Origin of the sequence: Butyricicoccus sp. AM32-19, from assembly GCF_003480365.1 — a bacterium.
In the GTDB taxonomy this organism is placed as follows: Bacteria; Bacillota; Clostridia; order Oscillospirales; family Butyricicoccaceae; genus Agathobaculum; species Agathobaculum butyriciproducens.
In genome coordinates, this window is sequence record NZ_QUIX01000023.1 from 1 (window position 1) to 25,652 (window position 25,652).

General features: G+C 47.0%; 26 protein-coding genes and 1 pseudogene. 20 read left to right on the forward strand and 7 right to left on the reverse strand.

The features are described 5' to 3' along the window. Together DW806_RS14080 and DW806_RS14085 are read left to right on the forward strand one after the other, a co-directional pair. Positions 1-1,723 (forward strand): DUF4474 domain-containing protein (locus tag DW806_RS14080; RefSeq protein WP_118730351.1); only part of this gene is annotated, 1,723 nt, incomplete at its 5' end. Between the two features lie 8 nt (positions 1,724-1,731). Beyond that, entirely contained in the window at positions 1,732-2,445 is a 714-nt protein-coding gene (locus tag DW806_RS14085) for a hypothetical protein (RefSeq protein WP_147358112.1), read from the forward strand. Between the two features lie 257 nt (positions 2,446-2,702). Here the strand turns inward: DW806_RS14085 and DW806_RS14090 are convergent, their stop codons facing one another. Further along, positions 2,703-3,836 (reverse strand): hypothetical protein, encoded by a 1,134-nt coding sequence (locus tag DW806_RS14090; protein WP_118360359.1) that lies wholly within the window; start codon positions 3,834-3,836, stop codon positions 2,703-2,705. A gap of 88 nt (positions 3,837-3,924) precedes the next feature. Beyond that, positions 3,925-5,211, reverse strand: coding sequence for a stalk domain-containing protein (locus DW806_RS14095; RefSeq protein ID WP_110436384.1), 1,287 nt, complete (start codon positions 5,209-5,211; stop codon positions 3,925-3,927). 321 nt (positions 5,212-5,532) lie between these two features. On the opposite strand from DW806_RS14095, the gene DW806_RS14105 reads away from it, so the two are divergent. Then, positions 5,533-6,681, forward strand: coding sequence for an SLC13 family permease (locus tag DW806_RS14105; RefSeq protein ID WP_110436386.1), 1,149 nt, complete (start codon positions 5,533-5,535; stop codon positions 6,679-6,681). Between the two features lie 277 nt (positions 6,682-6,958). Here DW806_RS14105 and DW806_RS14110 read toward each other — a convergent pair whose 3' ends face one another. Together DW806_RS14110 and DW806_RS14115 are read right to left on the reverse strand one after the other, a co-directional pair. Beyond that, positions 6,959-7,165 carry a helix-turn-helix domain-containing protein gene (locus DW806_RS14110; RefSeq protein WP_110436387.1) on the reverse strand — a complete coding sequence of 69 codons (207 nt, stop codon included), beginning with the start codon at positions 7,163-7,165 and terminating at the stop codon, positions 6,959-6,961. Between the two features lie 31 nt (positions 7,166-7,196). After that, positions 7,197-8,018, reverse strand: a complete 822-nt coding sequence (locus tag DW806_RS14115) for an XRE family transcriptional regulator (RefSeq protein WP_110436388.1) — start codon at positions 8,016-8,018, stop codon at positions 7,197-7,199. A 151-nt stretch (positions 8,019-8,169) separates the two neighbouring features. Here DW806_RS14115 and DW806_RS14120 point away from each other — a divergent pair, with 151 nt between their 5' ends. From DW806_RS14120 to DW806_RS15520, 13 genes are all read left to right on the forward strand, one after another. Beyond that, positions 8,170-9,411, forward strand: coding sequence for a DNA polymerase Y family protein (locus tag DW806_RS14120; protein ID WP_118730353.1), 1,242 nt, complete (start codon positions 8,170-8,172; stop codon positions 9,409-9,411). A gap of 29 nt (positions 9,412-9,440) precedes the next feature. After that, the gene (locus DW806_RS14125) at positions 9,441-9,704 is read left to right on the forward strand and encodes a hypothetical protein (RefSeq protein WP_118730354.1); all 264 of its coding nucleotides are present in this window, start codon (positions 9,441-9,443) and stop codon (positions 9,702-9,704) included. Between the two features lie 12 nt (positions 9,705-9,716). Beyond that, positions 9,717-10,442: an ImmA/IrrE family metallo-endopeptidase gene (locus DW806_RS14130; protein ID WP_118730355.1), complete on the forward strand. Its 726-nt coding sequence runs from the start codon at positions 9,717-9,719 to the stop codon at positions 10,440-10,442. Between the two features lie 23 nt (positions 10,443-10,465). Then, entirely contained in the window at positions 10,466-10,714 is a 249-nt protein-coding gene (locus DW806_RS14135) for a hypothetical protein (protein WP_110436392.1), read from the forward strand. 265 nt (positions 10,715-10,979) lie between these two features. Continuing rightward, entirely contained in the window at positions 10,980-11,573 is a 594-nt protein-coding gene (locus tag DW806_RS14140; protein WP_118730356.1) for a hypothetical protein, read from the forward strand. Positions 11,574-11,601: 28 nt separating this feature from the next. Continuing rightward, positions 11,602-11,979 carry a type II toxin-antitoxin system PemK/MazF family toxin gene (locus DW806_RS14145; protein ID WP_110436394.1) on the forward strand — a complete coding sequence of 126 codons (378 nt, stop codon included), beginning with the start codon at positions 11,602-11,604 and terminating at the stop codon, positions 11,977-11,979. A gap of 2 nt (positions 11,980-11,981) precedes the next feature. After that, positions 11,982-12,458, forward strand: a complete 477-nt coding sequence (locus DW806_RS14150) for a hypothetical protein (RefSeq protein WP_110436395.1) — start codon at positions 11,982-11,984, stop codon at positions 12,456-12,458. After that, positions 12,455-12,667: an excisionase gene (locus DW806_RS14155; RefSeq protein ID WP_118730357.1), complete on the forward strand. Its 213-nt coding sequence runs from the start codon at positions 12,455-12,457 to the stop codon at positions 12,665-12,667. Before DW806_RS14150 ends, DW806_RS14155 begins: the two co-directional genes overlap by 4 nt. 109 nt (positions 12,668-12,776) lie before the next feature. Continuing rightward, positions 12,777-14,054, forward strand: coding sequence for a tyrosine-type recombinase/integrase (locus DW806_RS14160; protein WP_118730358.1), 1,278 nt, complete (start codon positions 12,777-12,779; stop codon positions 14,052-14,054). Between the two features lie 128 nt (positions 14,055-14,182). Then, entirely contained in the window at positions 14,183-15,376 is a 1,194-nt protein-coding gene (locus DW806_RS14165) for a zinc-ribbon domain-containing protein (RefSeq protein WP_118730359.1), read from the forward strand. Then, on the forward strand, positions 15,373-15,840 hold the full coding sequence (locus DW806_RS15825) for an excisionase (RefSeq protein WP_243022775.1): 468 nt from the start codon (positions 15,373-15,375) through the stop codon (positions 15,838-15,840). Before DW806_RS14165 ends, DW806_RS15825 begins: the two co-directional genes overlap by 4 nt. Before the next feature lie 9 nt (positions 15,841-15,849). Continuing rightward, positions 15,850-17,109: a site-specific integrase gene (locus tag DW806_RS14175; protein ID WP_118730360.1), complete on the forward strand. Its 1,260-nt coding sequence runs from the start codon at positions 15,850-15,852 to the stop codon at positions 17,107-17,109. Positions 17,110-17,320: 211 nt separating this feature from the next. After that, a complete protein-coding gene (locus tag DW806_RS15520; RefSeq protein WP_243022776.1) occupies positions 17,321-17,575 on the forward strand; it encodes a hypothetical protein in 255 nt (84 codons plus the stop codon). Positions 17,576-18,089: 514 nt separating this feature from the next. Here the strand turns inward: DW806_RS15520 and DW806_RS14185 are convergent. Both DW806_RS14185 and DW806_RS14190 read right to left on the reverse strand, forming a co-directional pair. Next, the gene (locus DW806_RS14185; protein ID WP_118730361.1) at positions 18,090-18,821 is read right to left on the reverse strand and encodes a response regulator transcription factor; all 732 of its coding nucleotides are present in this window, start codon (positions 18,819-18,821) and stop codon (positions 18,090-18,092) included. Next, positions 18,811-19,875: a sensor histidine kinase gene (locus DW806_RS14190; protein ID WP_243022777.1), complete on the reverse strand. Its 1,065-nt coding sequence runs from the start codon at positions 19,873-19,875 to the stop codon at positions 18,811-18,813. Before DW806_RS14190 ends, DW806_RS14185 begins: the two co-directional genes overlap by 11 nt. A gap of 308 nt (positions 19,876-20,183) precedes the next feature. Between DW806_RS14190 and DW806_RS14195 the strand changes: the two genes are divergently transcribed. Genes DW806_RS14195 through DW806_RS14210 form a run of 4 tightly spaced genes read left to right on the forward strand, consistent with a single transcriptional unit; the run spans position 20,184 to position 24,694 of the window. Then, the gene (locus DW806_RS14195; RefSeq protein WP_118730363.1) at positions 20,184-21,434 is read left to right on the forward strand and encodes an HlyC/CorC family transporter; all 1,251 of its coding nucleotides are present in this window, start codon (positions 20,184-20,186) and stop codon (positions 21,432-21,434) included. Positions 21,435-21,466: 32 nt separating this feature from the next. Beyond that, a complete protein-coding gene (locus tag DW806_RS14200; RefSeq protein ID WP_118730364.1) occupies positions 21,467-22,807 on the forward strand; it encodes a TrkH family potassium uptake protein in 1,341 nt (446 codons plus the stop codon). A gap of 20 nt (positions 22,808-22,827) precedes the next feature. Further along, complete coding sequence (locus tag DW806_RS14205) at positions 22,828-23,475, forward strand: potassium channel family protein (RefSeq protein ID WP_118730365.1); 648 nt, start codon at positions 22,828-22,830, stop codon at positions 23,473-23,475. Between the two features lie 34 nt (positions 23,476-23,509). Beyond that, a complete protein-coding gene (locus DW806_RS14210; RefSeq protein WP_118730366.1) occupies positions 23,510-24,694 on the forward strand; it encodes an AI-2E family transporter in 1,185 nt (394 codons plus the stop codon). Between the two features lie 127 nt (positions 24,695-24,821). On the opposite strand, the pseudogene DW806_RS15830 reads toward DW806_RS14210, so the two are convergent. Continuing rightward, positions 24,822-25,652: pseudogene (locus DW806_RS15830) on the reverse strand (hypothetical protein); the annotation flags it as partial.

A 25,652-nucleotide genomic window follows, 5' to 3' on the forward strand; every position in this document is an offset into this window, starting at 1 on the left:
GTATACCTACACGGCACAGAACAAGCTGAAAACCGGCAAGACAGAGGACGGTCAGAGCAGCACCTACACCTATAATGCGCTCAATGTACGCATTAAGAATGTACAGGTGCGCGACAACAAGAATGCCGCCCATGCAAACTCCGACTTGAAGGACGGTTCGCACGGCACCGATTATCTGGACTTCTTGAAGGATGGACGCTTTTTCTGGCAGCGCACATGGGAAACCGAGGTAGGCACGACCTTCCAGAGCAATTTTGAAACCGTAACAAAGAACTATGTTGTGGACTATCTTTCCATTGCCAATCGTGATATACTCGTCACAGAGGACGGCAGCTTCACGCAGCGGTATGTGTACGATGAGGACGGCACCCGTATCTCGGCAGAGTACGGCTATGCAGCCGGTACAAAGCGCGGTGAGGGCGGCGAAAACCTGCAAAGTGACTTTGCGGCAAATGATGTGCGCAAGGTATGGTATCGCACCAGTCATCTCGGCAGCACGCTGTTTGCCGTAGACGAAACCGGCAAGGTCATCTCTCACACGATCTATGACCCGTGGGGCAATCCGCTGACCAAAACCTACACGGACACGAATTTCAGCGGCATTGACAACGCCAACAATTTCACCGGCTACACTTGGGACGAAGTGCTTGACCTGTATTTCGCGCAGAATCGTTTCTACGACCCTGCCGACCACCGGTTCACACAGGAAGACCCTATCAAGGACGGCGAGAATTGGTATGGGTATTGCGGGAATAATGTGGTTAATTATTCTGATTGGGCTGGACTTGCATCATCGAATACGCGATATGTTGCTACTGATAATGTCTATATGCGTAGTGGCGCAGGCACATCATATAATGTCCTCGCGACATTGCAATATAATACTGCTGTTACATATTTAAACGAGAAGAAAAACAATAACAATTATAATTGGGCCAAAGTTCAATATGAAGGTAAAACAGGTTGGATTGCAGATAAGTATCTAAAAACAAGCAAACGCCCCAGCATATCTGCTACAATTGATTCGGTAGCTCAAAAATTTGGTTTTGAATACTCGTATGGTGGACAATATTTTTATTCATCTGAATATGGTTGGCAGCGGACATTTGGCTATATGGACCTTTTTGACAAGTATATGAATATTGTTCCGGGTATCAATATTAATTTCTTGTCCTGTATATTCCAATATAACAACAAAACATGGCGTGTGGAATGTTGGAAGGGCGAATACGGTCCTACTGCTGGCGGCGAAGTTGGTTTATATGTTTTGGATGGCACGATGTCGCTTAGTCAATATTTTCAAAAGATGCGATGCGATGGTGCAGTATTTACCGGAACAGAAGCATTTGATAGATTATTTTCTATGATAAAAAATACTGAACCGTTATCTAAAAATGTTGCATGGTACCGAGCAGCGTATTCCAGTGAATACATTGGCATGAGCATTGCATTTAGAGAAGTGGTACAAAAGAAAAACGGCGGTGATTCGTATACTACCAATGCTTTTGCTTCTCGTTCTTCGTCGGGGCATTGGTGGCTAACAGTCTTCAAACTTAATTCTGCCAAGAAAGAAAATATTATTATGGATGTTACACTAACATTCCCCAATAGTACAATGCGTAGTGCTTACGATGAGAAACTTTATTGGAAAAGTAAGTATGGCGGATATAAAATTATGAATCGTAAGTCGAATAACAAAGTGGAATCTTTTTCGTGGAGGTGAATTTATTCTTGAAGAAGGTGCTTTTATTGCTGTTATCTACTTTAGTAGGAATATTATCGGGATGTTCTGCCGGTAAACTATCGGTTCCTTCGGGAATATTGGCAACTGACCAAACCGTGGCCGATGAGTATATGACGGATAATTCCTTCTTGACTGCAAGATATGGTTCAGATTACACAGTCACATTTGTTGGCGGAAGCGGTGAGGGTGAAGTCAATCAATCAGGTAAATTAGGTATTATGTCGTTTCAATACATGATAAATGATACGGATTTATATGATGTAGAGGTTGTCAAAGAAAAACATGACGCATGGAAAGTGAAAGGTTTACTTTTAGAATCCACAACTTATTCGTGCGATGAATTAAGTTTTTCGTTCTCTCTGTGTTCAACAGAAAACTATTATGAAGCTAATGGAAACCTCAACATAAATGATACTTCTATACCCGTAATAGTGAGTGTTAATTGTAGCCTTATGACAGTTGAAAATGCTGAATTACGGCAACAATATGAAAAGGCATGGGAACAATTTTCTGTTACTGATGTAGAGAATATGAGTTCGGCAGAGCGTCAACAATGGGATGATCGTGAAAAGGCTTGCACGATGTTTACCTGTTCGGTTGAACCACAATTTGATTCGTTTACAGCCGTCATAAATTCTGATTATGCAGACTTTTTTGATAATACCGTAAACACATTACATTTTCACGAAATTGAACCATAATATTCGACTTTTTAAGCAAACAGCCACCGGAGAATTTTCTCCGGTGGCTGTTCTTTTACTCCAATCCGCTCGTCACCTGCGCGACAATCTTCCTATGCTTTTCGTTCAGAACCGTGCCGTCCAAAAGCTGCTGCACGAAATCCCGACCTTTCATTTTCTCAATCTCCTGCAGCATTTTGATGGACTTTGCGCTTGCTATCAAAGAACTATAAAAAACTCAGCCAATGCTTGCATTGGCTGAGTAGGTGTTTGTTTTTTCAATTATTCCTAGACTTCGGCATTAAGGTCATTTCCATGGCAGTGGGATTTTCGGAACGGAAGTCTGATTTAGAGAAGTTAACTGGATTGATCTGATATTCCTGCCCGTTGATCAGTGCATGGGAATTGTTTCTCTCGATAAACGTACCAAGCACTCGGAATACTCCCGTTTCTCCAGAAAGAGCGCGTTCGTATGTGCTCTTTGGCATTTTTATAGTAATCTCGCCTTCAGGCTTGGAAACGTAATAAGTCATTGCACATACTCTCGTTTCCTTATTCAGACGTTCATCTTTGACCAGAATCTGAATGGGATATCCTGCAAGCACAGACTTTTGATCGGTTTGAGAGCAGTAGGTATAGTAACTTACTGTCTTGGTCACGATTTCCTCACCGCAGGTGTCCAACAGGTTCTGATAGTCTGCGCTATACTTTCCGTAAGACGGATAATAAATATAATGAGGATCATACGCTGACAGAACGACGCTCTTAATTCCCTCATCACCTGCCGCACGATAATCAATATCACTGGGGCCGATTTTATCGCTGGTGGAGGGCGTTGTCGGCGCCGTGGGTTCCGTAGGCGTTACGGGATTTGTCGGCTCAGTCGGTGTCGTGGGTTTCGTGGTATTACCCGCGTTATCCTCTTCACCGTAACCTACAGTCGTCAGAATGTCGACTCGATTGGTTGCGAGATCGAACTTGACGCCGATGTTCATATCCTTACAAAGATCACGCAGCTTGTAATAGTTGTTATCGGAGATGTTGTATCCTGTGTAATCAGCCTTATTTCCATCCTTAAATACGGATGCCTTCGATTCCTTGGCAGTTTTCACTGCGCTAGAAGGAAGCGCCATTTCGCCGCCAACAACGGTGTATGCCTTGTTGGTCGTGAGATCGATCCGCTTATTCGTCTCATTCCAAGACACTTCAAACTGTTTTGTGCTTCCGTTGACCATCGCCGCAACATCCCTGAGTTTAAAGTAATTGTTATTGTTAATCATGTAAGCGGCGCCGTTAACCTTTGTGCCGTCTACATAGATTGTATTCTTGGTCGGGGTTGCGTTCACCGCGCCAGCACTCGTGAGAAGCGCAGCGCTAACAACGCCAATCATAAACATAGTGCGTTTGTTCATATTCTTTGGTCCTTTCTTTTCACGAATGAATCATCTTCGACTCCCTCAAGCTCCAATGATCCATATAAGGTGGGTTTGCTGTAATTACCTATACGTCCTTGTGACTGCCGATGTATACGCTGTAGCTCGCGCCATCCCATGCAACAGCCTGATCGAGTGCATTTGCAACGGCACGAACCGGCAGATAGGTCGTGCCCTTGTAAAGCAGCACGTCAACCGTCTTGCCGTTGACGTCGGTCGGAACAATCGGCTTGTCGTTCACATAGACCTTAACCCCGGTTTCAACAGCCAGCTTTTCCATTCGACGTTTCGCATTATACTCGCCCGAGGCCTTGCCGCCCAGAATGGACGACTGCGAGTTGGCGATAGCTTTCAGCTTGGAAAGTGCGATTTCCGGTGCAGGAGCCAGATTGCTAAGGGTATTATTCTGATGTCCATCCGTATTGTAGCTGCTAAATGTTACCCGATATTCCTTTGCAGAGTAATGCAGTTTGCCGAATTCTTTCCAATCGTTTTCTGTATCAATTACTTCACCAGTGAACAAGTCCGTATCCCATACTCTTACCGACTCATAATTCCAATCTTCATAGTGCCAGATGCCTTTCGTCTGCCACTGACCATTCACTACAGTCTCTATCCGCTCCATTGAATATGCTTTATTATTTCCTGCTAAATCACCATTGCTCATCCATACTAAATAATACTTTCCGTTTTGAGAAGCTATGGGCAGCACTCGCGGGAAATTACGAGAATCATTCTGTGTAAAGATAAACGGCACTTCATCTTCTACCAGTTTTACCGCAGAAGACCCATTCCACGAGTAAACCATATATTTGCTGGATGCATTTGTGCCATGCTTATCCCACTGATCAGCCGGAATCTTATCCTTCGTATTGCAAACACAAAGCAGTTCTTCGTTTCCGTCCCCATCAAAATCGATGAGCATCGCCGTCACCAGACCGCTGACGATACTGCCGCTGACAGCGCGCTTGCCGTACTTACTCTGCAGCTGCTCGATCACCGAAACATACGCTTTCGCACGGTTTACCGCATTCTGATCCACCTTATGCTCACCGAGATACGCACTGGACGTCGTTCCGTCCCACGCAATCGGCACATTGAGCGCCGCAGATACCGCGCGAATCGGCAGATAAGTCGTACCATTATACAGCATTGGCTCTACCGAATTGCCATTTGCGTCACCCGGATTGAGCTTCTGGTCATCCACATAAACCGTAACACCACGCTCTACGGTAATGTTCTTCTGTGTCAGCGCGGACGCAAACGGCATACTCATCACCAGTGCTGCACCCAGCAGGCTAGCAGTCAGCCGCTTGCCGAATATTTTCATCGTTTGATTTTCATGCTCGTTCATACTTTTTCTCCCCTTTTATATTTTGAATGCTAATGGAAACCATGATAACCTGATTATACCACAGTTTCCGACTATTTACTATTCTCATTGCATTCAATACATGGATAGGATATAATGAATTTACATTGACACGAAACAAGATAAGGGGTATGAAAATGAAAAAAAGACTTATTGATGAATCAGCTGTTTTAAGGTCTTTAATAACCTGCTTTTTTTCCTGAAATTCAGGCATAACCTGCCGGATCATGGAGGCTGCCAGTTCCAGTTTAGATTCTTTTTTCTGCCACATACGATAGCCAGGAGGACCGGAAAGGAAATATTATGTTACAAAAATTATATGTTTTTTTCAGGAAAGAAACCGTTTTGTCAATTGCAGTGATCCTGGCGCTTCTTTCTATGTTCTGGGTCAGACCGGATAAGGCTTATTTTACTTATATCGATTTCAGGACTCTCTGGCTCCTCTTCTGCTTGATGGCAATTGTAGCTGGTTTGAAGGCTGTTGGTGTTTTTGATATACTTGCCAAAAAATTGCTGATGGGAACATCGGGAACTGTGGGTGTGATCAGGCTGTTGGTACTCTTATGTTTCTTCCTGTCAATGGTGATCACCAATGATGTAGCATTGATTACTTTTGTTCCTCTTGCACTGATCATTGTGCATAAAATGCCAAAGGAACTGGGCAATTACTGGCTTCTTAAAATAGTAGCCATGCAGACAATCGCTGCTAATCTCGGAAGCATGCTCACACCAATCGGAAATCCGCAGAACCTTTATCTATATGCCAGAGCAGGGATGTCCGCGGCAGAATTAATAACCCTGATGCTTCCCTATTCCGCCACAGCACTTATCCTTCTTCTGATATGGATACAGGCAGCCGCTGCCAAAGCACCTCACGTATGCGGTTCCGAAAAAGATAAAACTCTTTTGGGATTCTCTGACAGAAAAGAACTTAACATGGAATACCTGGCCGCTTACCTGATCTTATTTACAATCTGCCTGCTCACTGTTGCACGTATCATTCCATACCAGATTCCTCTTGTAGTGGTTCTTATATATATGCTGCTAAGAAACAGGGAAAATATAAGCAGGGTGGATTACTCCCTGCTTGCCACCTTTATCGCATTATTTATTTTTATCGGCAACCTTGGAAGGATTCCGCAATTCAGCAGTTTTCTGGAAAGAATCATGGCAGGAAGGGAAACACTTACTGCTGTTCTTGCCAGTCAGATTATGAGCAATGTTCCCGCTGCGCTTCTTTTATCCGGCTTTACAGATAATTACCGGGCTTTAATTGTCGGAACCAATATTGGAGGTCTCGGCACTCTGATTGCATCCATGGCAAGCCTGATAAGTTTCAAATATATTGCAAAAGAAAACAGGAATCTGAGAGGGAGGTATTTGGGAATATTCACAGCCTCCAATATTATATTCATGATATTCATGTTAATATTGTATTTTTTTCTTAGATAAAGGTTTTCCCGGAATTACGAAAGTTATAGCAATTCTTTCTTCGCAAAAAATTCTCCGCGGCACTCTCCCATCCTGGAAGAAAAGCCGCGGAGAAATAAATATATTTTCGGTGCCAATACAAAGATCATTAATCTTTACACCACTTTGCTTTTTCCAATGAAAAGATCGGAGATTACTATACAGAAAAGCGACAGGCAATGGTATCCAGTATTTTTCTTGGCGAGGATAGATTAGATGGTTACGAAAGTGGAGATAGAAGCTCATGCGTATAGCGAATTTATTTGGGTAAGGTTTCTGCAAAAAAATCACTAAGCGATATATCCAGTGCCTCGCAGATACGCTCTATGGTATCCACACTTAGCTGATTACCGCGTTTCTTAGCAGTGCGGATTGTGGCTTCGGACAAATCACATATTTTAGAGAGCTGACAAAGGGTAAGTCCGCGTTCGTCAGCAAGTTCCTGCACACGGCTAATAGTATTCAAGTCAAGGACCTCCTCTGAGGTTAATTGGAAATTAGTTCAGTACACGGCCTACAATAGAAAATCTAACTAATGGAGATACGAGCTTCGGCTCGTATTTTTTATTGTACGAAATCAGAACAGACTGCATATGGAGTGTGCCGTCACTGTCAGTAAAATCGTAACGTTCGGCTTCACAAGGTTCCTGCTCATCATACATCTTGATGTAGCCGTCGCCGTCATACATAAAGATGCCGACCTCGCCTGGGGACAGTTCACTGCATTCCTGAATCCATGCGATTTGACCATCGTGATAAACCGGCTCCATACTATCACCGCAGACACGAACACCAAAATCAGCACGATCAGGAACTGCACTCTTTGGGAAAGAGATAGTTTCAAAATTCCCTTCATCGAGGAATGTACCGGTACCAGCCGAAACGGAAAGAGTGCTGATCGGCATATCAATGCATTCCTCTTCATAGGAGTGCTTGGCAACGACTCTGTATTTTCCGGTAGCTATCAAATCGTCACGATACTCGCGCAGCTTTCGCAATCCTTCTGGGTTCAGCTGTGCGGCAGCGCGCGTGAAGAAGGAGATATTTTCGTCTATGCCTAGAGCCTGCATAACGGCAATAAACTGATAGATGTTCGGAACAGAAGCTCCGGTTTCCCATTTGCTGATAGAAGCGTTGGTTATAGATATACCATAGATTTCAAGCAGTATACGCAGATCGGTCAGACTCATTTTATTTGCAGCACGGAAATCTGCAATTTTTTTACCGATGATATTATCTTCCCTTTCAGAAACAGCATTATAGCCGGTATTGAAATCTTTGAAGTTGATAATCTTGCTGGAACGGTTAGCCTTTTTCATGGTCTGTTCCTCCCTCTGTGTTTATGCTTATATTATATAAGTCGGAAAGAGCAGTGTCAAGAAAGAATTGAATAAAACGATACAAATGCACGATTGACATATCGCATAACGAAATGATATGCTTAAAGCACAGAAAGCGAGGTGAGTGGCAATGAGTGCTGACCGTGCGATACTGCATAGTGATATGAACTCGTTCTACGCATCGGTTGAAATGATGCTTGATCCCAAACTGCGAGGCAAAGCGGTTGCAGTGTGTGGATCAACAGAGAACCGGCATGGAATCGTTTTGGCAAAGTCAGAGCTTGCAAAGCGAGCTGGGGTCAAAACCGGCATGGTAAACTGGGAGGCAAAGCAGCGATGTAAAGACCTGATTCTTGTTCCGCCGCAGTATGACCAGTATTTGAAGTATTCAAAGCTGGCACATGAGATCTATTACCGTTACACCGATTTGGTGGAGCCGTTTGGAATGGACGAATGCTGGCTGGATGTGACCGGCTGCGAGATATATGGCAAACCATTGGAGATCGCAGAGGAGATCCGGCAGTCGGTGAAGGAAGAACTGGGGCTGACGGTGAGTATCGGCGTATCGTTCAATAAGATATTTGCCAAGCTGGGCAGTGATCTGAAAAAGCCAGATGCAATTACCGTAATCACAAAGCAGAACTTCAAGGAGAACATTTGGCCACTGGCCGCATCAGAGCTGCTCTATGTAGGCAGCGCCACAACGAAGAAGCTGGCCAGCTACGGTATCAAGACAATCGGTGATCTGGCTGCAACGGAGCCGAGCACGCTGAAATATATGTTCGGCATCAATGGCCTGAAACTCTGGCGATATGCAAACGGTACGGACGAGTCTCGCGTGATGCAGAAGGATTTTGTCAGTCCGGTCAAGTCAATAGGGCATGGCATTACCTGTACGGCTGACCTTGATAACGAGGATGAAGTATTTCATGTGCTGCTGGAATTAAGCCAGGATGTTGGCCACCGCTTGCGCGTACATGGGCTGGCAGCTACCGGTGTTCAGATTTTTGTGCGAAACAAGAGTCTTTACAGTACCCAGTATCAGTACAAACTGCCGTTCAAAACGCAGCTGCCCTCTGAAATAGCCGCAGCAGGCTTCCAACTATTCAAAGAGCGTTATATATGGACTGAAAAAGTTCGCGCAATCACCATTCGCGCAATCGACCTGATACCTCAGACAACGGAGGAGCAGCTTTCACTGATGGTCGATTATGAGCGGAGAGATCGCATAGTTCGACTGGAGGATGCGATCGAAGATCTGCGTCGTCGTTTCGGAAAAAAATCTCTAACATATGCCGGCCTGCTTGGCAATCTGAAGATGCCGAATGACGGACGCGATAGTGTAAAAATGCCAGGACTAATGTATCAGTAGGAAAAAGATAAATCTTTGGAGTAAAGACTATGGAACAGACAGTTAATTGGGAAAAAGTCTATGTAGATACTCTGGTGCGCCATACGAAGGATGGCGGCAGTATACCGCTATCCATCAAGTTCTCCGATGGCAAGACCTATGAGATCGACCAGGTGTTAGGCAGAAAGAGAGCCGCCGCCAGTAAAGTCGGAGGAACCGGCATTCGGTACTCCATCCGGATCGGACAGCATCGTACATTCCTCTTTGAAGATGAAGGCTTGTGGTTTGTAGAAGCCAAAACCCTTCATGTGTAGGAGGTGCCGGCTATGCCCTACCTGACGGTTCAAGAAATCGAGACGATTGCCGAACGCATCGTGCGGGCATATCACCGGTACTGTGCTCAGCAGAATCGAAAATTAACGAGAATCGATCCTGAAATTGTGACAAGCAATGTGCTGGGTCTCCAGATCGCATATCATAAATTATCGCGGTTTGGGCATGTGCTGGGCCTGACTTGTATGCTTCCGGTTCAGATTCAGGTGTTTGATGATGTTGAGCACCCGGTATATGCGCCCTTGGACGGCAGGACGGTTTTCGTTGACGAGAGTTTGAGAAGCGAAAACGCAAATATCGGGCGTCACAATTTCACGCTTATGCACGAAGCCTGCCATCTGGTATACGGAATGCTGTATCCAGAAACCTATTTAGGCGTTCAGCTGCGCAGAGTCTATTACAGCCTGCGTTTTGCACCACGAAACGTGACGCCAGACTGGGAAGAATGGCGTACCAATATGCTGGCTTCAGCAGTGCTGATGCCCAAAGACCTGATCCTGCAGTATATGCAGGAGTATGGCTTAGGAAAGAAAATGCGTATGGTCAATCGAATATTTGCGGCAAGGCAGTATGAAGCATTTTCGCAGATTGCAGATAAGATGGGGGTCTCCAAAACGGCGCTGGCAATTCGAATGAAGCAGCTGGGCCTGGTAGATCGAAACGACCTGAATAATCCGTACAGTTTAATCGATAGTTGCTGTGATGAAACAGATAGATAGATTCTCAGAGGAGGTATTTCAATATGGCAAGACTTGATGTAAAGACGCAGGACCCGGAACGCTATGCGCAGGTGAAGGCGGAGCAGGAAGAATTGAAACTTCAGTTCAGCATGGCGGCTTTCGGCACCAGCGTTGCGCGGCTCTGCCCATACTGTGAGCATAAGATCGAGATTTTGTATCGGGGGGAACATGGCCCTTCAAGGGCAAAATGCCCGAACTGCGGTGAGGAAGTAGTGTTTCCACCGATTGCCTTTCGGCTGTATACCGCATAAGCAGATTGAATTGAATATGGAGTAACAAGATTGTGCCCCGGAGCCACTTGATGTGCTGACTTCCATTGCGCCACTTGATTTGCAACCTGTGCTTTAGAAAGCACGGTTCGATCATTGTGGCGATAGGTTAGCAGATCAAGTGGCTTTTTTGCGCTCATTTGGTTCCAGAAAGGAACGAAATGAGCGTTTTTTACTGGCTGGCGCTAATCGCCGCATATCCGTGATCACCTTTGATTTTTCAAAAAAATTCAAAGGAGATTGCAAGATGAAAACGACTGTGCTGGTCTTTGTTGATCGAGAGAATACAAGTATGGGAATGCGGATTGCCTCTCAGGAGGAATTCACGCAGATACTGATTAAGAATAAGGAACTGCCTTTACAGGAACGCCGGCTGTTTACCAAGGATGTAATTGCTGATACGGATGGATTGGATGTCATGTACATCGAAACAGGCTTGCCGGATTATCAGAAGTGGAACAGCAAGCAAACTTACAGAAACAAAATTCAGAATGCAAAAAGAAAGTATAAGTTTCTGTCTACAGACACGCTTTGTGCAAACGAAGATGCAGGTGCTTTGACTGACTTTGTTGCAGACAGCTTTTGCGTAGAGAAGGCTGTAGTTGAGAAAGAAACTATGCGCCAGCTGCGTGCTGCGCTTGAAAACTGGAAGCCATGGGCGAATGAGGTTCTCAGATTCTATTTGAATGGCAGAAAACATAAGGCATGCAGCTATTTAAGGGAAAAATATGATATTCCGGAACATCAGGCAAGATACCGCGTAAAGCTGTTTGAAAAATTTATTTTGAATTTTTTCAAAAATGATTATCAGTTTTTGGACTCGAAGGTTGTAGTTGATTAGTGAGAGGACAAATTTGAGGAGGGTCGATATGAATACTTACAAGAGAAGTCCCATCTTGCGCGGAGATATTCTCTATGCCGAGCTGGGTGCGGCGGCTGGCTCTGAGCAGGCTGGCTTTCGTCCAGTAGTCGTCGTTCAGAATGATGTTGGTAATCGTTATAGTCCGACGGTTGTTGTTGCACCGCTGACCAGCAATATCAGGAAAAACATTTTGCCGACTCATGTGCATGTAGGTCGAGAGAGTGGTGTACGTCCCTCTCTGGTTTTGCTGGAACAGCTGCGGACGGTCGATAAGTGCAGACTGGGAGATAAGATCGGACACGTAAACAAAAGCGTTATGCGCCGGGTTGATGCAGCAGCGGCTATCAGTCTTGGTTTGCGCTCGTTGCAGAAAGACGAGGTGTGACGATGAATGTCGAATTGAATGCCTCTGTGGTAATTGATGACTGGCAGGCTGTTGTAAACCGTACTGTGTCGAATTACTTCGATTCGCTTGGTTTTGAACATTTGGATCAGGTCCTGGATATGCGCGTCTTTGATCTGCTGAATATGAACCTGCTCGATGCAGTACGAGTCGAGGAAATTATCGTTTGCCTGTATCGCAGTCTGAATCCGAATATCACAGAAGACGAGGCAATGTACTGCGGGGCAATGAATCAGCACTTCGACTACACCGGCTGGAGAAAAATTCACAGACAGCTTGAAAAGATTACGGTCAGGGATTTAGTCCTTACGAAAGACATCAACCTCAGAGCGATTCAGCATTTTTATGATGCTATCCGAAAGAAGTTTTTTAAGTCGAGAGAATATGACTGGTGTGAATACCGTTACACAAATTATCAGGACTATGCGGAGAAACGAACAGCAGGAGGTAAAAGAAAATGAATAGAGAAGAAAAAAACAACCTGGTTCCCGTATGGGAACGGGCAACAATCACGCTGGAAGAAGCTGCTGCCTATACCGGCATTGGTGTCAGAAAGCTGAGAGAAATGACAGATGAGCCGACCTGCGATTATGTCATGTGGGTTGGAAACAGGCGAATGATTAAGCGCCGGAAACTGGATGAGTATTTGGAGAACGCATACTCCGTCTAATGCAACTGTGTGATTTGCTTCCGACCACTGCATTTGTACATTGGGAAAACGGGACGTCATTGTTTATGCTATTCCCGTAAGAGAAATTTGATGAAGGAAGGGAAAAACAATGGTATCAAAGAAGAAAGTCAAATCAAAGAACGGCGTTCGCTTTGACAGTAAGCATATCAGGCTACGCACAGGCGAAAGTGAAAAAGATAATGGCACCTATGTTTACCGCTGGACGGATAAAGTCGGAAAACGCCATGCAGTATATGCTCCCACGCTGGCTGATTTGCGAGAGCAGGAAGAACAGATCATCGTAGACCGGCATGACGGTATTAAAACGAATGTGAAGAACATCACCGTAAATGACCTCTTTGACCTGTGGGTTCAGGTGAAAAGAGGCGTTAAAGGCAGTACGATGAAGAACTACATTTATATGTATGAGATGTTCGTGAAGCCAACTTTCGGAAAGAAAAAGCTGACACAGGTTAAGAAATCAGATGTACGCCGGTTCTACAATCAGCTTGTTGATGAGCGCATCTTGAAAATCTCTACTTTGGACGGCATTCATAACGTGCTCCATCAGGTCTTTGCAATCGCTGTCGATGATGATATGATCCGGAATAATCCGACCGACAATATGCTGCGTGAGCTGAAATCGGCACATGGTCACGAGGTGGAAAAGCGAAAGGCGTTGACCGTTGAGCAGGAAAGGATCTTCCTTGAATATCTCAGGAATTCGCCGCGCTACAATCACTGGTATCCGGTCTTTTATATCATGGCAAACACCGGGATGCGTGTTGGCGAGATTACCGGCCTGCGCTGGTGTGATGTGGATTTCAAGACAGGACTTATCAACGTGAACCATACTCTGGTCTATTACAATCATCGTGATGAGCATGGCTGCTATTTCTCTATCAATACGCCAAAAACCAAGGCTGGTATCCGCGAAATTCCAATGACAGAGGGCGTTGTCGAAGCATTTAAGATGGAGAAAGAGTATCAAGAAGAAAATAATATCATTAGTGTCAGCCATATCGAAGGTTATTCTGATTTTATCTTCGTCAACCGATTCGGAGAGGTACAGCATCAGGGAACACTGAATAAGGCACTGCGCAGAATCATGCGCGATTGTAATGGCGAAATCCTTGAAAACAATGACATTGACGATGAGCCGGTGCTCCTCCCATGTTTCAGCTGTCATGTACTGCGGCATACTTTTGCAACGCGTATGTGCGAGTCTGGACTGAATGTAAAGGTCGTACAATCAGTGCTAGGCCATGCGGATGTAACCACCACTCTCCAGATTTATGTTACGGTGTCGAACGAAATGAAAAAGAGGGAGATTTTAACCTACAGTAACTATATCCGGACGGGAGAGCGACAGGTACAAAATATATAAGCACAAAACAGGATCTGCCAGGGCGATGAAAAATCGCCTGACAGGTCCCGTTTTCAAATTCGCACATTTCTCATATTGAATTTTTTCGTCTATACTGAATCTCGTTAAAGGAAAGCGAGGTGAGAAAAATGAAAAACAGTCTGGAAATCATGGGCCCAGAGATCGCAAAACAGTGGTCAACGCGCAATTTTCCTTCGCTGCCGAAAGATATCAGTTATGGTTCTAATAAAAAGGTTTGGTGGCGTGGAGAGTGCGGACACGAATGGCAGGCAAGTCCTCATAGCCGAACCGGAAAAAATTCTCCCGGTTGTCCGTACTGTTCCGGAAATCGTGTGCTTGCCGGTTTTAATGACCTTGCATCGAGGTTTCCGGAGATCGCGGCAGAGTGGTCGGATAAAAACTATCCATTACGACCAGACGAGGTAACAGCATTCAGCAATAAGAAAGCGTGGTGGAAAGGAAAATGTGGGCATGAATGGTATGCTCTGATTTCCAGCAGATCGGATGGGCATGGCTGTCCCTACTGCGAGAATCATAAACTACTGAAAGGCTTTAACGACTTTGCTTCACAGTACCCGCAGCTTGCTAAGAAGTGGTCAGAGAAGAATAAGGTCGGAGCAGATGCAGTTACATCAAGCAAGGCGGGGCTTTTCTGGTGGCATTGCCCATCCTGCGGAGGAGAGTACAGCGCGTGGATTTCATCAAGAATTGATGGCAGCAGATGCCCGTACTGCGCTGGACGTGTGGTAGAAGAAAACCTGAACAGCCTGTCAAAGACCCACCCGGCAATAGCAGCAGAGTGGAATTGCGAGAAGAACGGAACAATTACACCAGATCAGGTTTCGGCCTTGTCAAAGCAGGAATACTGGTGGAAAAGCAGCTGCGGTCATGAATGGAAAGCCAAAATTTATGATCGAACGATGCGAAAAGTGCCATGTCCAAAGTGCGAGCAGGAGTTTGTTTATGTGCTTCCCAAACTGCTTGTCATGCTGTATTCAGGACAAAACCATTTGAAAGTGGAGTTCGACAAAGATGACTTGACGGGAATCCGCATGGAAATGTATATCCCGGAGTTGAATCTGGCTATCGAAGAAAGAAGTACCGATGAGCGAAATCATGAGCAGAAGGTTAAGAGGTATATTTGCGAGCTGCAAGATGTTCGCTATATCCTGTATGAGCCATTCAAGTCGGCAGAAGATGTGGCAGCATTTATCCGAACGATTTTGAAAGAGCATCATGTACATATTAAGACGGCTGCGGCAGACGATATAGCGCTGTGCAGGGAGAAATATAACTTGCTGAAGAGGAGAAAATTAAGATGACAGATGATATGAGATTGTTGTTGCGGATTCTTTTGGAACAAGAGCTGAGGGAGGCAGAACCAGAGATGCAGCGCCCCAGAAAGAAACGGGAAGCAGAGCGGGAGGATGAAATCGATTATGCCCCGGCTGAGAGCAGAGGAAAAACTAAAAGAACAAAAGATACCATGAAGGAGGAGAGAGCTGAGGATCTTCAGCAGGCGAGAAGTGATATGTATTCCACTCATGAAAATGTCGCTTATAACATGAAGAAGGTTCCAATCTGGGAGAAATACGCTTTGTCATTATCCGAAGCAGCTGAATACTTCCACATCGGTACAAGAAGACTTCGACAGATCATTGCAAAGGATAAGTATGCCAAGTATCTGATCTGGAACGGCGGACGGGTATTCTTCAAACGAAAAATGTTTGAAGAATATTTGAATAATGAGGTTCAGCTGTTTAGTAATAACAACACTGAATCGTGAGGTGCTGAAATGGCCAGGGAACGAAGAGATAATAAGGGACGTCTGCTTCTGACCGGAGAAGCTCAGATCAGAAACGGCAGCTATACATTCCGATATACGGACGAGAACGGGGTTCGCAAAAGCATAACCAACTGGAAGCTGCTCCCGGAAGATCAGCCACCCAAAGGGGATACAAATCCGGAATGTCTGCGTGACATGGAGAACAGGATTACCGACCGGCGCACAAAAGCAATGCCTAAGAAGACGAAAACGGTCAATGCGTTTTGGCAAGAATATATTTCTATGAAATGCGAGATTGCGGAAACAACGCTGGTCCGGTACATTTATCTTTATAACAAGCATGTAAAGAACGAGTGGGGAAAAAGACCGATCCAATCTGTTCGATATTCTGATGTGAAGCAGTTCTATATCAGCAGGCTCAAACATGGCTTGAGCCTTTCTACGCTTGGAAATCTGAACAATGTAATCCATCCGGTGTTTGAGCTGGCCTGTCGAGAGCATTATATCGCCGCTAATCCGGTTGACGGTGTTTATCAGGAGTTCAAGAAAAGAAAGGACTGGGAGCCGAAATACAGAGATGCCTTAACCGAGGAAGAACAGGATAGGTTGCTTTCTTACGTTGCTCATACGCTGGATTATCGTGAATTGCTGCCTGTTTTGACCGTATTTCTTGGAACCGGTATTCGTTCCGGCGAACTTGCGGGCCTTACCTGGGATGATATTGATTTTAAGAAAAATACGATCAGCATCAATCATACGATGAATTATACTGTTACCCTGGACGGAACGTGTAAGTATACTGTGACTGTGCCGAAAAGTAATACGGGAAAGCGAGAACTCCCCATGCTGACAGAAGTGAGGGACACGCTGCTGGCGCTGTATGAAAGAAGAAATGATTTCAATGCAGATAATCAGATCGTTATTGATGGCTATACTAATTTCGTCTTTCGTGATCTGTATGGTCGCGTATACTCCAACCATCGAATCAACCGTCAGCTTAAAAGAATTACGGCGAAATACAATCAGGAGGAACACGCCGAGGCAGCACAAGAAGGCCGAGAGGAAAATCTCCTTCCGCCAATCACCTGTCATATGCTTCGTCATACATTTTGTACGAGGATGATTCTGAACGGAATAGATGTAAAAACAGTCCAGATTATCATGGGACACGCAGATGCCGAAACAACCATGCGCGTTTATGCAAACGTGACCAAAGCGCAAGCCCAGAATGAGATGATGCGAATGGAGGGAAAGATGAAGCTGAAATAGAATAATGAAATCAAAATCCTGTTATCGGTGTAAAATCGATAACAGGATTTTTTAGACCCGAGAAAGTATGGAATGCGATGATCGTCAAAAAAGAGCGTGACTGATTGAAAGTGATCCGTAACTCTGGTATAATTTGAATACCAAGGGGAATTGATGCTATAAATGATGCCATACGAATCTACCAAAAGGCATTCACGAAACAACGGAGTATATGAAAGCGTTTCTCAGGAATCTGCTTCTGAACGAGAAGAATGAGCTTCATAATCGAAATCTACATATAAGTGGACTTTTGAATGAAGAAAAAGTGGATATGGGAAATGCAAAAGTGGATATTGAGAATGAAAAAGTGGACATTGAAAGCGTGCTTTCCGAAAAAGGCAGTAATTTCTCAGTAAAACCGACGGTTCATATTCATAGAGAAGCTGAAATTTACTCATTCTTTTCCTACTTCGGTTTCAAGAAGTGAAATAAGACAACCGTTTATTGTGCTTGCCTGAAAACGGGTATCAAAAATAGTGTTGTTGTGCGCAACAGCATTTCGTAAATTCTTGACAGCGTAAATCATGTATTCGGTGATTTTTCCATCTGAGTCTAGATTGCTTGGCAAGTGAAGTATACTCGAAGTTTTTAATTTGACATTTGAATTTGAGCAGGCAAAAAGGTTCCAAATTCTCCAAGTGTCAGTGATTCAAAAACAGCCCAAATAGGAATGGGTCGATCAGCATCAAAGAAATGTGGTAAATTGTAAAATGAAATTGAACACATAAAAACCCCACAACGATTGAAAAAAGCAAGCCGAGCCTTGGCTTAACAGTGATAAGGAACTAATTCAAACTTACTACTGTCAGCCGACAATTCTGGTGTGCAAGGATCACAAACGCTAAGGCAACCGCCCGTTTCCGAAAGGAACGGGCGGTTGATCCTTATTCTGCTATTTATCGGAAGAAAAATTAAAATTATGTAGAATCAGCTTATGCTCGTCAAAGAAAGGAATCAGCAACAATTTCATCCTCCGCCAGCATCCGGTATCCGACGCCAAGCTCATTGATGATGTAGCGCTTTTCACCAGGCGTCACGCCCATTTTCTTGCGGATGTTCTTCATGTTGACTTGCAGCTTCTTGACGCTGCCATAGTCTGAATACCCCCAGACCGCGCGGATGATGGCGGCATACGTCAGCACCTTTCCCGCATGGACGGAGAGAAACGCCATGATGTTGTACTCCGTCTGGGTCAGGTCGATCTCTTCTTTACCCACAAAGACCTGCCGTGTATCGTAATCGATCAGCAAGTCCTGAAGGTGGAATTTCCCGCCAGGGGTACTTTCATTCTCTTCGCTGTGCCGATGGCTGCGGAGAACGGCGCGGATGCGGGCCAGTAATTCCTCCGTGCCAAAGGGCTTTGTGATATAATCATTCGCCCCCAGATCCAGGGCTTCTACCTTATCCCGCTCGTTGGAGCGGGCGGAGAGCACAATGATGGGCACGGTGTCCGATTCCCGGACTTTCTGAATCAAGTCCAAACCATCCCGATCCGGCAGGCCGAGATCCAGAACGATGAGATCCGGACGATGGGAGGTGTACATCATTATGCCGAGCGCACAGGTCTCCGCGCAGAGCACCTGATAGTCGCTGGTTTCCAGATTGGCTTTGATAAAGCTTCGGATGTTGGCCTCGTCCTCTACGATCAGGATCTTGTACTTGTTATTGCCCATCGTCCTCACCCCCTCTTTCCAGCGCAAAGCGGAATACCGCACCGCCGCCCTTTCTGTTTTCTGCGGTAATGTCACTGCCGTGCGCTTTGGCGATGGCAGCGCATACAGATAGTCCGATCCCCATATTGCGGCGGGTCCCGTCCACCGGCGCGGCGGACTTTTCATAACTTCCGGAGAAAATCTTTTGAAGTGCATCATCCGGGATGCCGCAGCCGTTGTCGGCAACCTCAAATACCGCCTTATCCCCCACAAGAGAAACGGAAAGCGTCAGCTCCGTCATGCCTTTTGCGTGGAATACGGCATTTTCCAGAAGATTCAGCAGTACCTGTTCAATAAGGAGCGAATCCATGGGAATGTCCACAAATTCCTCCGGTATCTGTGTGATGACCTTCTGATTCGGATGCTTTTTGGAAAACTTCATCAAAACGGAGTCGATCAGTTCGTCCAGAACGGTGGGCGTTTTCACGACCTCCACCTTCGCGCCGTCGATCCTTGTGACAGACAGGAGATTTTCCACCATGCGGATGAGCCATTCGCTGTCCTCCTGAATTTCTCCCAACAGCTTGAGCTGCTGCTCCTTCGGCAGCGCGTCATACTTGGAGATCAGCGTGGAGGATGACCCGTATATGGAGGTAAGGGGCGTGCGCAAGTCATGGGAGATCGCCCGCAGCAGATTGCCCCTCATTCTCTCTTTTTCGTTTTCCGAGCGCAGCTTCTCCTGATCGCGGATGCGAATGTTCAGCGTGCTGGTGGAAACGGCGACGACCAGCATAATGACAGCGGATAGGATGCTTTCTTCTATGAAAAAGTCAAAGGCATAATAGGGATATGTGAAGGCGAAATTCACCGCAAACACGCTGATGATGGCCGAAATGATACCATAGCAATACCCGTGGGTTTTCAGCGAGATCAAAAATACGCCGAACACAAAGATCATGGGTACCAGTGTCTGTGTGGTAAAGAGCTTCTGAATCAGCAAATTGATGGCAAAGGCGCTGCAAAAAATAAGGATCGAAAATAGAATATCCTTTTGTCGCTGTCGATTCTTCATCATGCTTCTCCTGAAATTTATTGCAGCATTATTATACCGCAGAAGCGGAACCGCTTCAAGATTTCTCAAAGGAGGATATTGCGCCACACTCGTTTCTTTACCGAATCTACACCGGGAAAATGCTATGATATAAGCACACAGCAAAAAGGAGGAAGAAATCCGTGGAAAATGACAGTAGCGACGATAACGGTAACTGCTCTTATATGGTCTGTTCGTATGTGGCATATCTGCGCCCTTTGCTGCGGTATCGGGTATAGGTGTGCCCTTTTTGCATGAAATGATCGTATGAACAGAACATAAAGGAGTTTGAAATGAATTATTTTGGAAGCATTTTCGCAATGGTGGCCTGCATCGTCATGTCCGCCTATTTCAGTGCCACAGAAACGGCATTCTCGTCTCTGAATAAGACCCGCCTCAAGGTGTTGGCGGACAACGGAAACAAGCGGGCAGCGCTGGCGCTCAAGCTGTCCGAAGATTATGACAAGCTGATCTCCACCATCCTGATCGGCAACAATATCGTCAATATCATGGTGGCGTCCATCGGCACACTTCTGTTCGTCGGACTTTACGGCGACATCGGCGCGACGGTTTCTACGGTCGTCGTAACGATCGTTGTTTTGATTTTTGGTGAGATCACCCCCAAGAGTGTTGCAAAGGACACGCCGGAGCGCTTTGCCATGTTCAGTGCGCCCTTTATCCGGCTCTGGATCTGGGTGCTGACACCGCTGAATTTTCTCTTTTCCCAGTGGAAAAAGCTGGTTTCTCGCTTCTTCAAGACAAATGACGACGCAAAAATGTCCCACGAGGAACTGCTCCTTTTCATGGAGGACGTGGAGCAGGACGGCGGCATTGACGAAAATGAGGGTGAGCTGCTGCGCAACGCCCTTGAGTTCCGCGACCTGACGGCGGCGGAAATTCTGACGCATCGCATCGAATTGGAGGCCGTGGACATCGACGAGAGCCACGAGGAAATTGCCAGAGCCTTTACACAGTCCCGCTTCTCCCGTCTGCTGGTCTACCGGGATACCATCGATCAGATCGTCGGTGTTCTTCATCAGAAGGACTTCTATATCAACGGCAAGATGACGGATCAGCCCATTACGGCAATCATGACGGAACCGTTGTTCGTCTATCAGTACACGAAGATCCGCGACATTCTAAAAATGCTCCAGCATCAGAAGTCCCATGTCGCCGTCGTTGTAGACGATTTTGGCGGCACGCTCGGTATTGTTACGATGGAGGATATTCTGGAAGAACTGGTTGGTGAAATTTGGGACGAACACGACGAAGTGGAAGAAGATTTTGAAAAGCTGGACGAGAATACCTACCGTGTGGACTGCTCCGTCAGTTTGGAAGATTTTATGGAATTCTTTGATGTCAAGCTGGAATCGGACAGTGTTTCTGTCGGCGGCTGGGTCATGGAGCAGCTGAATAGAGTCCCCGTCAAGGGCGATTCCTTCGCTGTGCAGAATTTGGAGATCACGGTCTCCGGGCTGAGCGTGTATCGGGTATCCTCTGTCACAGTCAGGCAATGCGGCGTGTGTTTGGCCTGCGCACAATAAATCTATCCCGCAATTCACAAGGAGTGAGGATGATGTCGGAAGAAATGGTTTGTAGAAAGCGCCGCCTTTCGTCTTTTCAAATTATCATATTGGACTTTGCAGGGGTGATCCTGCTGGGCGCGCTGCTGCTGATGCTGCCGCTCTCCACAACAGCCGGGTGCGTAACGCCATTTCATGAAGCACTCTTCACCGCGACCTCCGCTGTTTGTGTAACGGGTCTTGTGGTGCAGGATACCGGCAGCTATTGGTCGGTCTTTGGGCAGGCTGTGATCCTGACGCTGATTCAGATAGGCGGGCTTGGTGTTGTCACCGTGGCGGCATCGTTTGCGCTGCTGTCTGGGCGAAGGATCTCTCTGATGCAGCGCAGCACCATGCAGGACGCCATCTCAGCGCCGAAAGTGGGGGGAATCGTCCGGCTGACACGGTTCATTCTGCGGGGAACATTTCTGATCGAACTGATCGGTGCGCTTGCCATGCTGCCGGTGTTTTGCCGCGACTACGGATGGCACGGGATATGGATGGCGGTATTTCACTCGATCTCTGCCTTTTGCAACGCAGGGTTTGACATTCTGGGAACGAACCATAACCTGTATCCCTCTCTCACCGGTTATGTCCAAAATCCGGTGATCAATATCACGATCATGCTCCTGATCATAACCGGCGGCATTGGTTTTCTGACATGGGATGACATTTGCGAAAACAAGCTGCATTTCCACCGTTATCGAATGCAAAGTAAGGTCATTCTCGTTACGACACTCACGCTGATCGTCTTTCCGGCGCTGTTTTTCTTCTTTGTGGACTTTGATGCCCTTCCCCTCAGAGAGCGGGTTCAGGCAGCCCTGTTCCAATCGGTCACGCCGAGAACGGCGGGCTTCAACACAGTCGATCTACCCGCCATGTCCGGCGCATCGCTGGGCGTGATGATCCTTCTGATGCTCATCGGCGGTTCTCCCGGCTCCACGGCAGGCGGCATGAAAACCACAACGCTGGCTGTTCTGCTTGCCAATGCTGCCGCGAGCTTCCGGCAGCGGGACAGCGCTCAATTCTTTGGGCGCAGAGTCGATTGCAGTGCCGTCAAAACCGCCGCGACCATTCTGACGATGTACCTTGCGCTGTTCTTTGGGGGAGCCGTCTTTATCAGCGTATATGAGAATCTTCCGCTGTCCCCCTGCCTATATGAAACCGCGTCGGCGGTGGGCACCGTGGGACTGACTCTGGGTATTACGCCGCAGCTGCACATTCCCTCGCAGGCGGTATTGATCGCGCTGATGTATCTGGGCAGGGTCGGCGGGCTGACGCTCATTTATGCGGCGGTGTCCAGCAAAAAAAGCGGCAATGCAAAGCTGCCGCAGGAAAGAATCACGATTGGATAAGCAAAGGAGTTGTCTATCCCATGAAAAATGTTTTATTGATTGGAGCAGGCCACTTGGGGCGGCATATCGCCATGCAGCTTTCTCAACTGGGGCATCAGGTCATGGCAGTTGATACCAACGAGGAGCGAATCAACGATGTGCTTCCGTTTGTCACCAACGCGCAGATCGGCGACAGCACCAGTGCGGAGTTTCTGCGTTCGCTCGGTATCGGAAATTTTGACGTTTGCTTTGTGACCATCAGCGGCAACTTCCAGAACTCGCTGGAAACCACCTCGCTGCTGAAAGAGCTGGGCGCAAAATGCGTGGTATCCCGCGCCGAACGCGACGTGCAGGCGAAGTTTCTGCTCCGCAACGGCGCAGATAACGTGGTCTATCCCGAAATGCAGATGGCAAAATGGGCCGCGATTCGATTCACTGCCGACCATATTTTTGACTATATAGAGATCGACGAGCAGCACGCCATCTTTGAAGTTCAGGTGCCAGAGGCGTGGGTCGGGAAAAGCGTTGGAGAACTGGATGTTCGCCGAAAGTTCGGCATCAATATCCTCGGCATCAAGCGTGCAGGAAAAACGGATGTTTCCGTTACGCCGGACACTGTATTGTCCGATGACATAACGATTCTGGCAATGGGTGAGTATAAAGCGCTGCAAAAGTGCTTTCGGATTTGAATGGGCCTGTGCACAATAGTGGAAAGGAAGAAACATGGCGAAGAAACCGCAAAACACAGCCGGTAACAGAAACGAGAATTCTACACCACAGGGAATCAAATGGCCGGACAAAGCGATCATTCGCTATATCCTCCGTGCACTGGTACTGTTTGTTGTATTCGTGTGGGCGATGGCTAATCTCGACGCTGTTTTGCGTTTTCTCGGCAAGGTGCTTGCGCTGTTCACGCCATTTCTGATCGGTGGCGCAATTGCGTTTTTGATTAACATAGTCCTTCGACCGTTGGAATGCTGCTGGAACAAGGTGTGCCGAAGGGCTCCTGAAAAGCTGACCCGCCCTGTGTGCCTGAGCGCAAGCACCGTGCTCGTTCTTGGGATTCTGTTTGCCGTGGTGTTTATGATGATCCCCAGCCTGCGGGAGTCCGGCGACGAGTTTATTCAAAACATTCCGGCCTATGTGGAGGAAATCGGGCGGTGGTGGACAGGCGTTGTCCGGTTTGCTGCAAAATATAACATTGTCCTGCCCGAATACGCCATAGACTCCGACCTGTTGATCGAGAAGGTCACCGCCTTGATCAGCGATGAGGGAAGCGGCATCCTCACCGTGACGTGGGGCGCGGCAACCTCTGTCCTGTCGGCTTTGGTGGATGTTCTCTTGGGACTTGTCTTTGCGCTGTATTTGCTTGCAAAGAAGGAAGTCGTCGCGGCACATTTGAAAAAACTCATTGTGACAGTCCTTCCGCAAAAGAGGGCACAGCGGCTTCTGAGTATTGCCTTTCTGACCAACCAAACCTTTGCAAATTTTGTCAGCGGACAGCTTACCGAAGCGGTCATCATCGGCGTTCTGTGCTTCTTTGGAATGCTGATCCTTGGGATTCCGTATGCTGGTGCGGTCTCCGCGTTTGTGGCCGTTACTGCGCTGGTACCGATTTTTGGCGCATGGATTGGCGGCGGTCTTGGCGCGTTTTTGATCCTGCTGGCAGAACCCGGCAAGGCTCTGTGGTTCATTCTCTTTCTGCTCATTTTGCAGCAGGTGGAGGGTAATCTGATTTATCCCAAGGTGGTCGGCAAGTCCGTTGGGCTTCCCGGACTGCTTGTGCTGATGGCTGTTACAATCGGCGGCGAAGCATTCGGCGTCTTAGGAATGCTGTTCAGCGTACCCGTCTGTGCTGTGTTGTACAGTCTTTATCTGGAGTTCATGAAGAAAGCAAGCACCCGGTAAGTCGTAGCCTATTTAACATACAAGACGATAACTTGCTTCGTGGATGCCTGCCTTAAAAGATACCGCACATATTGTATCGCAGCTTTTGCAAAAACATTGGACTTTACTGTGTCCCAATCTGCCAGTTTTACGATCTCGGCTGTGCTGCTTTCAAAATCAAACCGAATCTCACCCCATTCGCCGTCGTTGTCCGCCTGATACAGGTAGACAGCGGCGGCTGTTTTTTGTTCCTTTTGCGGCACTCGGTCTGTTTCAGCGTCACGGTATGGACAAGCCCGCTTTCCGGCAGCTTCAGGCGCAGCTTGTCAAGCGTCCGCCGGTAGAATCGCTCCGCGCCACTGGCGGCTGTACCCTCGAAATTCACCGCTAAGTCCTCAAAGGTAGACTGCGTGGACAAAGGGCTGACACGCCCGCAGGTCAAGCAGATGGCGTTCCGCTTTTCCAGATACCATTGCTCTTTATAGGATAGCTGGTCAAATGCCGCCGCAACCGCCTTTGCCTGAATCCCGTTCCAGAGGATGTCGGCATAGTTCCAGCTATCGTCGCGTGTCACATCCTCGCCGGTTTCCTCACTGTCCTCATCCTGTTCCGTGCGGTAGAGGGAAATGATACTGCGGTTGCGCTGGGCAATGCTCAGCAGCTCGTCCGCAGATCCGCTTTCGTCCTTGTATCCGCTTTGGGCGGCGAACTCGGAAACGACCTCTGTACGTCTCTTGCCTGAATTGTTATAGATCGCACCGATCTGACGCACACGTTGGTACTCCGCAAGACTGGCAAAGGAACCGGCTTCGTCCATCATACGGCAGAACAGCAGCCCGTTTTGGATATAATGTTTTGCATATTTCAGAAACTCCGTCTCCTGCGCCGGTTCGAACTTCGGCAGGCAGTACAGCAGCATTTGCAGAACTTCCAGCTTGTAGTCCAGAAACCGCGCCGGGTCGTAGCGGTCAATGCCATT

Excerpts from the sequence above, each read along its gene's own strand:
- DW806_RS14090 (WP_118360359.1), bottom strand. The coding sequence starts at position 3,836 with ATGAACAAACGCACTATGTTTATGATTGGCGTTGTTAGCGCTGCGCTT.
- DW806_RS14095 (WP_110436384.1), bottom strand. The coding sequence starts at position 5,211 with ATGAACGAGCATGAAAATCAAACGATGAAAATATTCGGCAAGCGGCTG.
- DW806_RS14105 (WP_110436386.1), top strand. The coding sequence starts at position 5,533 with ATGTTACAAAAATTATATGTTTTTTTCAGGAAAGAAACCGTTTTGTCA.
- DW806_RS14115 (WP_110436388.1), bottom strand. The coding sequence starts at position 8,018 with ATGAAAAAGGCTAACCGTTCCAGCAAGATTATCAACTTCAAAGATTTC.
- DW806_RS14120 (WP_118730353.1), top strand. The coding sequence starts at position 8,170 with ATGAGTGCTGACCGTGCGATACTGCATAGTGATATGAACTCGTTCTAC.
- DW806_RS14125 (WP_118730354.1), top strand. The coding sequence starts at position 9,441 with ATGGAACAGACAGTTAATTGGGAAAAAGTCTATGTAGATACTCTGGTG.
- DW806_RS14130 (WP_118730355.1), top strand. The coding sequence starts at position 9,717 with ATGCCCTACCTGACGGTTCAAGAAATCGAGACGATTGCCGAACGCATC.
- DW806_RS14135 (WP_110436392.1), top strand. The coding sequence starts at position 10,466 with ATGGCAAGACTTGATGTAAAGACGCAGGACCCGGAACGCTATGCGCAG.
- DW806_RS14140 (WP_118730356.1), top strand. The coding sequence starts at position 10,980 with ATGAAAACGACTGTGCTGGTCTTTGTTGATCGAGAGAATACAAGTATG.
- DW806_RS14145 (WP_110436394.1), top strand. The coding sequence starts at position 11,602 with ATGAATACTTACAAGAGAAGTCCCATCTTGCGCGGAGATATTCTCTAT.
- DW806_RS14150 (WP_110436395.1), top strand. The coding sequence starts at position 11,982 with ATGAATGTCGAATTGAATGCCTCTGTGGTAATTGATGACTGGCAGGCT.
- DW806_RS14155 (WP_118730357.1), top strand. The coding sequence starts at position 12,455 with ATGAATAGAGAAGAAAAAAACAACCTGGTTCCCGTATGGGAACGGGCA.
- DW806_RS14160 (WP_118730358.1), top strand. The coding sequence starts at position 12,777 with ATGGTATCAAAGAAGAAAGTCAAATCAAAGAACGGCGTTCGCTTTGAC.
- DW806_RS14165 (WP_118730359.1), top strand. The coding sequence starts at position 14,183 with ATGAAAAACAGTCTGGAAATCATGGGCCCAGAGATCGCAAAACAGTGG.
- DW806_RS15825 (WP_243022775.1), top strand. The coding sequence starts at position 15,373 with ATGACAGATGATATGAGATTGTTGTTGCGGATTCTTTTGGAACAAGAG.
- DW806_RS14175 (WP_118730360.1), top strand. The coding sequence starts at position 15,850 with ATGGCCAGGGAACGAAGAGATAATAAGGGACGTCTGCTTCTGACCGGA.
- DW806_RS15520 (WP_243022776.1), top strand. The coding sequence starts at position 17,321 with ATGAAAGCGTTTCTCAGGAATCTGCTTCTGAACGAGAAGAATGAGCTT.
- DW806_RS14185 (WP_118730361.1), bottom strand. The coding sequence starts at position 18,821 with ATGGGCAATAACAAGTACAAGATCCTGATCGTAGAGGACGAGGCCAAC.
- DW806_RS14190 (WP_243022777.1), bottom strand. The coding sequence starts at position 19,875 with ATGATGAAGAATCGACAGCGACAAAAGGATATTCTATTTTCGATCCTT.
- DW806_RS14195 (WP_118730363.1), top strand. The coding sequence starts at position 20,184 with ATGAATTATTTTGGAAGCATTTTCGCAATGGTGGCCTGCATCGTCATG.
- DW806_RS14200 (WP_118730364.1), top strand. The coding sequence starts at position 21,467 with ATGTCGGAAGAAATGGTTTGTAGAAAGCGCCGCCTTTCGTCTTTTCAA.
- DW806_RS14205 (WP_118730365.1), top strand. The coding sequence starts at position 22,828 with ATGAAAAATGTTTTATTGATTGGAGCAGGCCACTTGGGGCGGCATATC.
- DW806_RS14210 (WP_118730366.1), top strand. The coding sequence starts at position 23,510 with ATGGCGAAGAAACCGCAAAACACAGCCGGTAACAGAAACGAGAATTCT.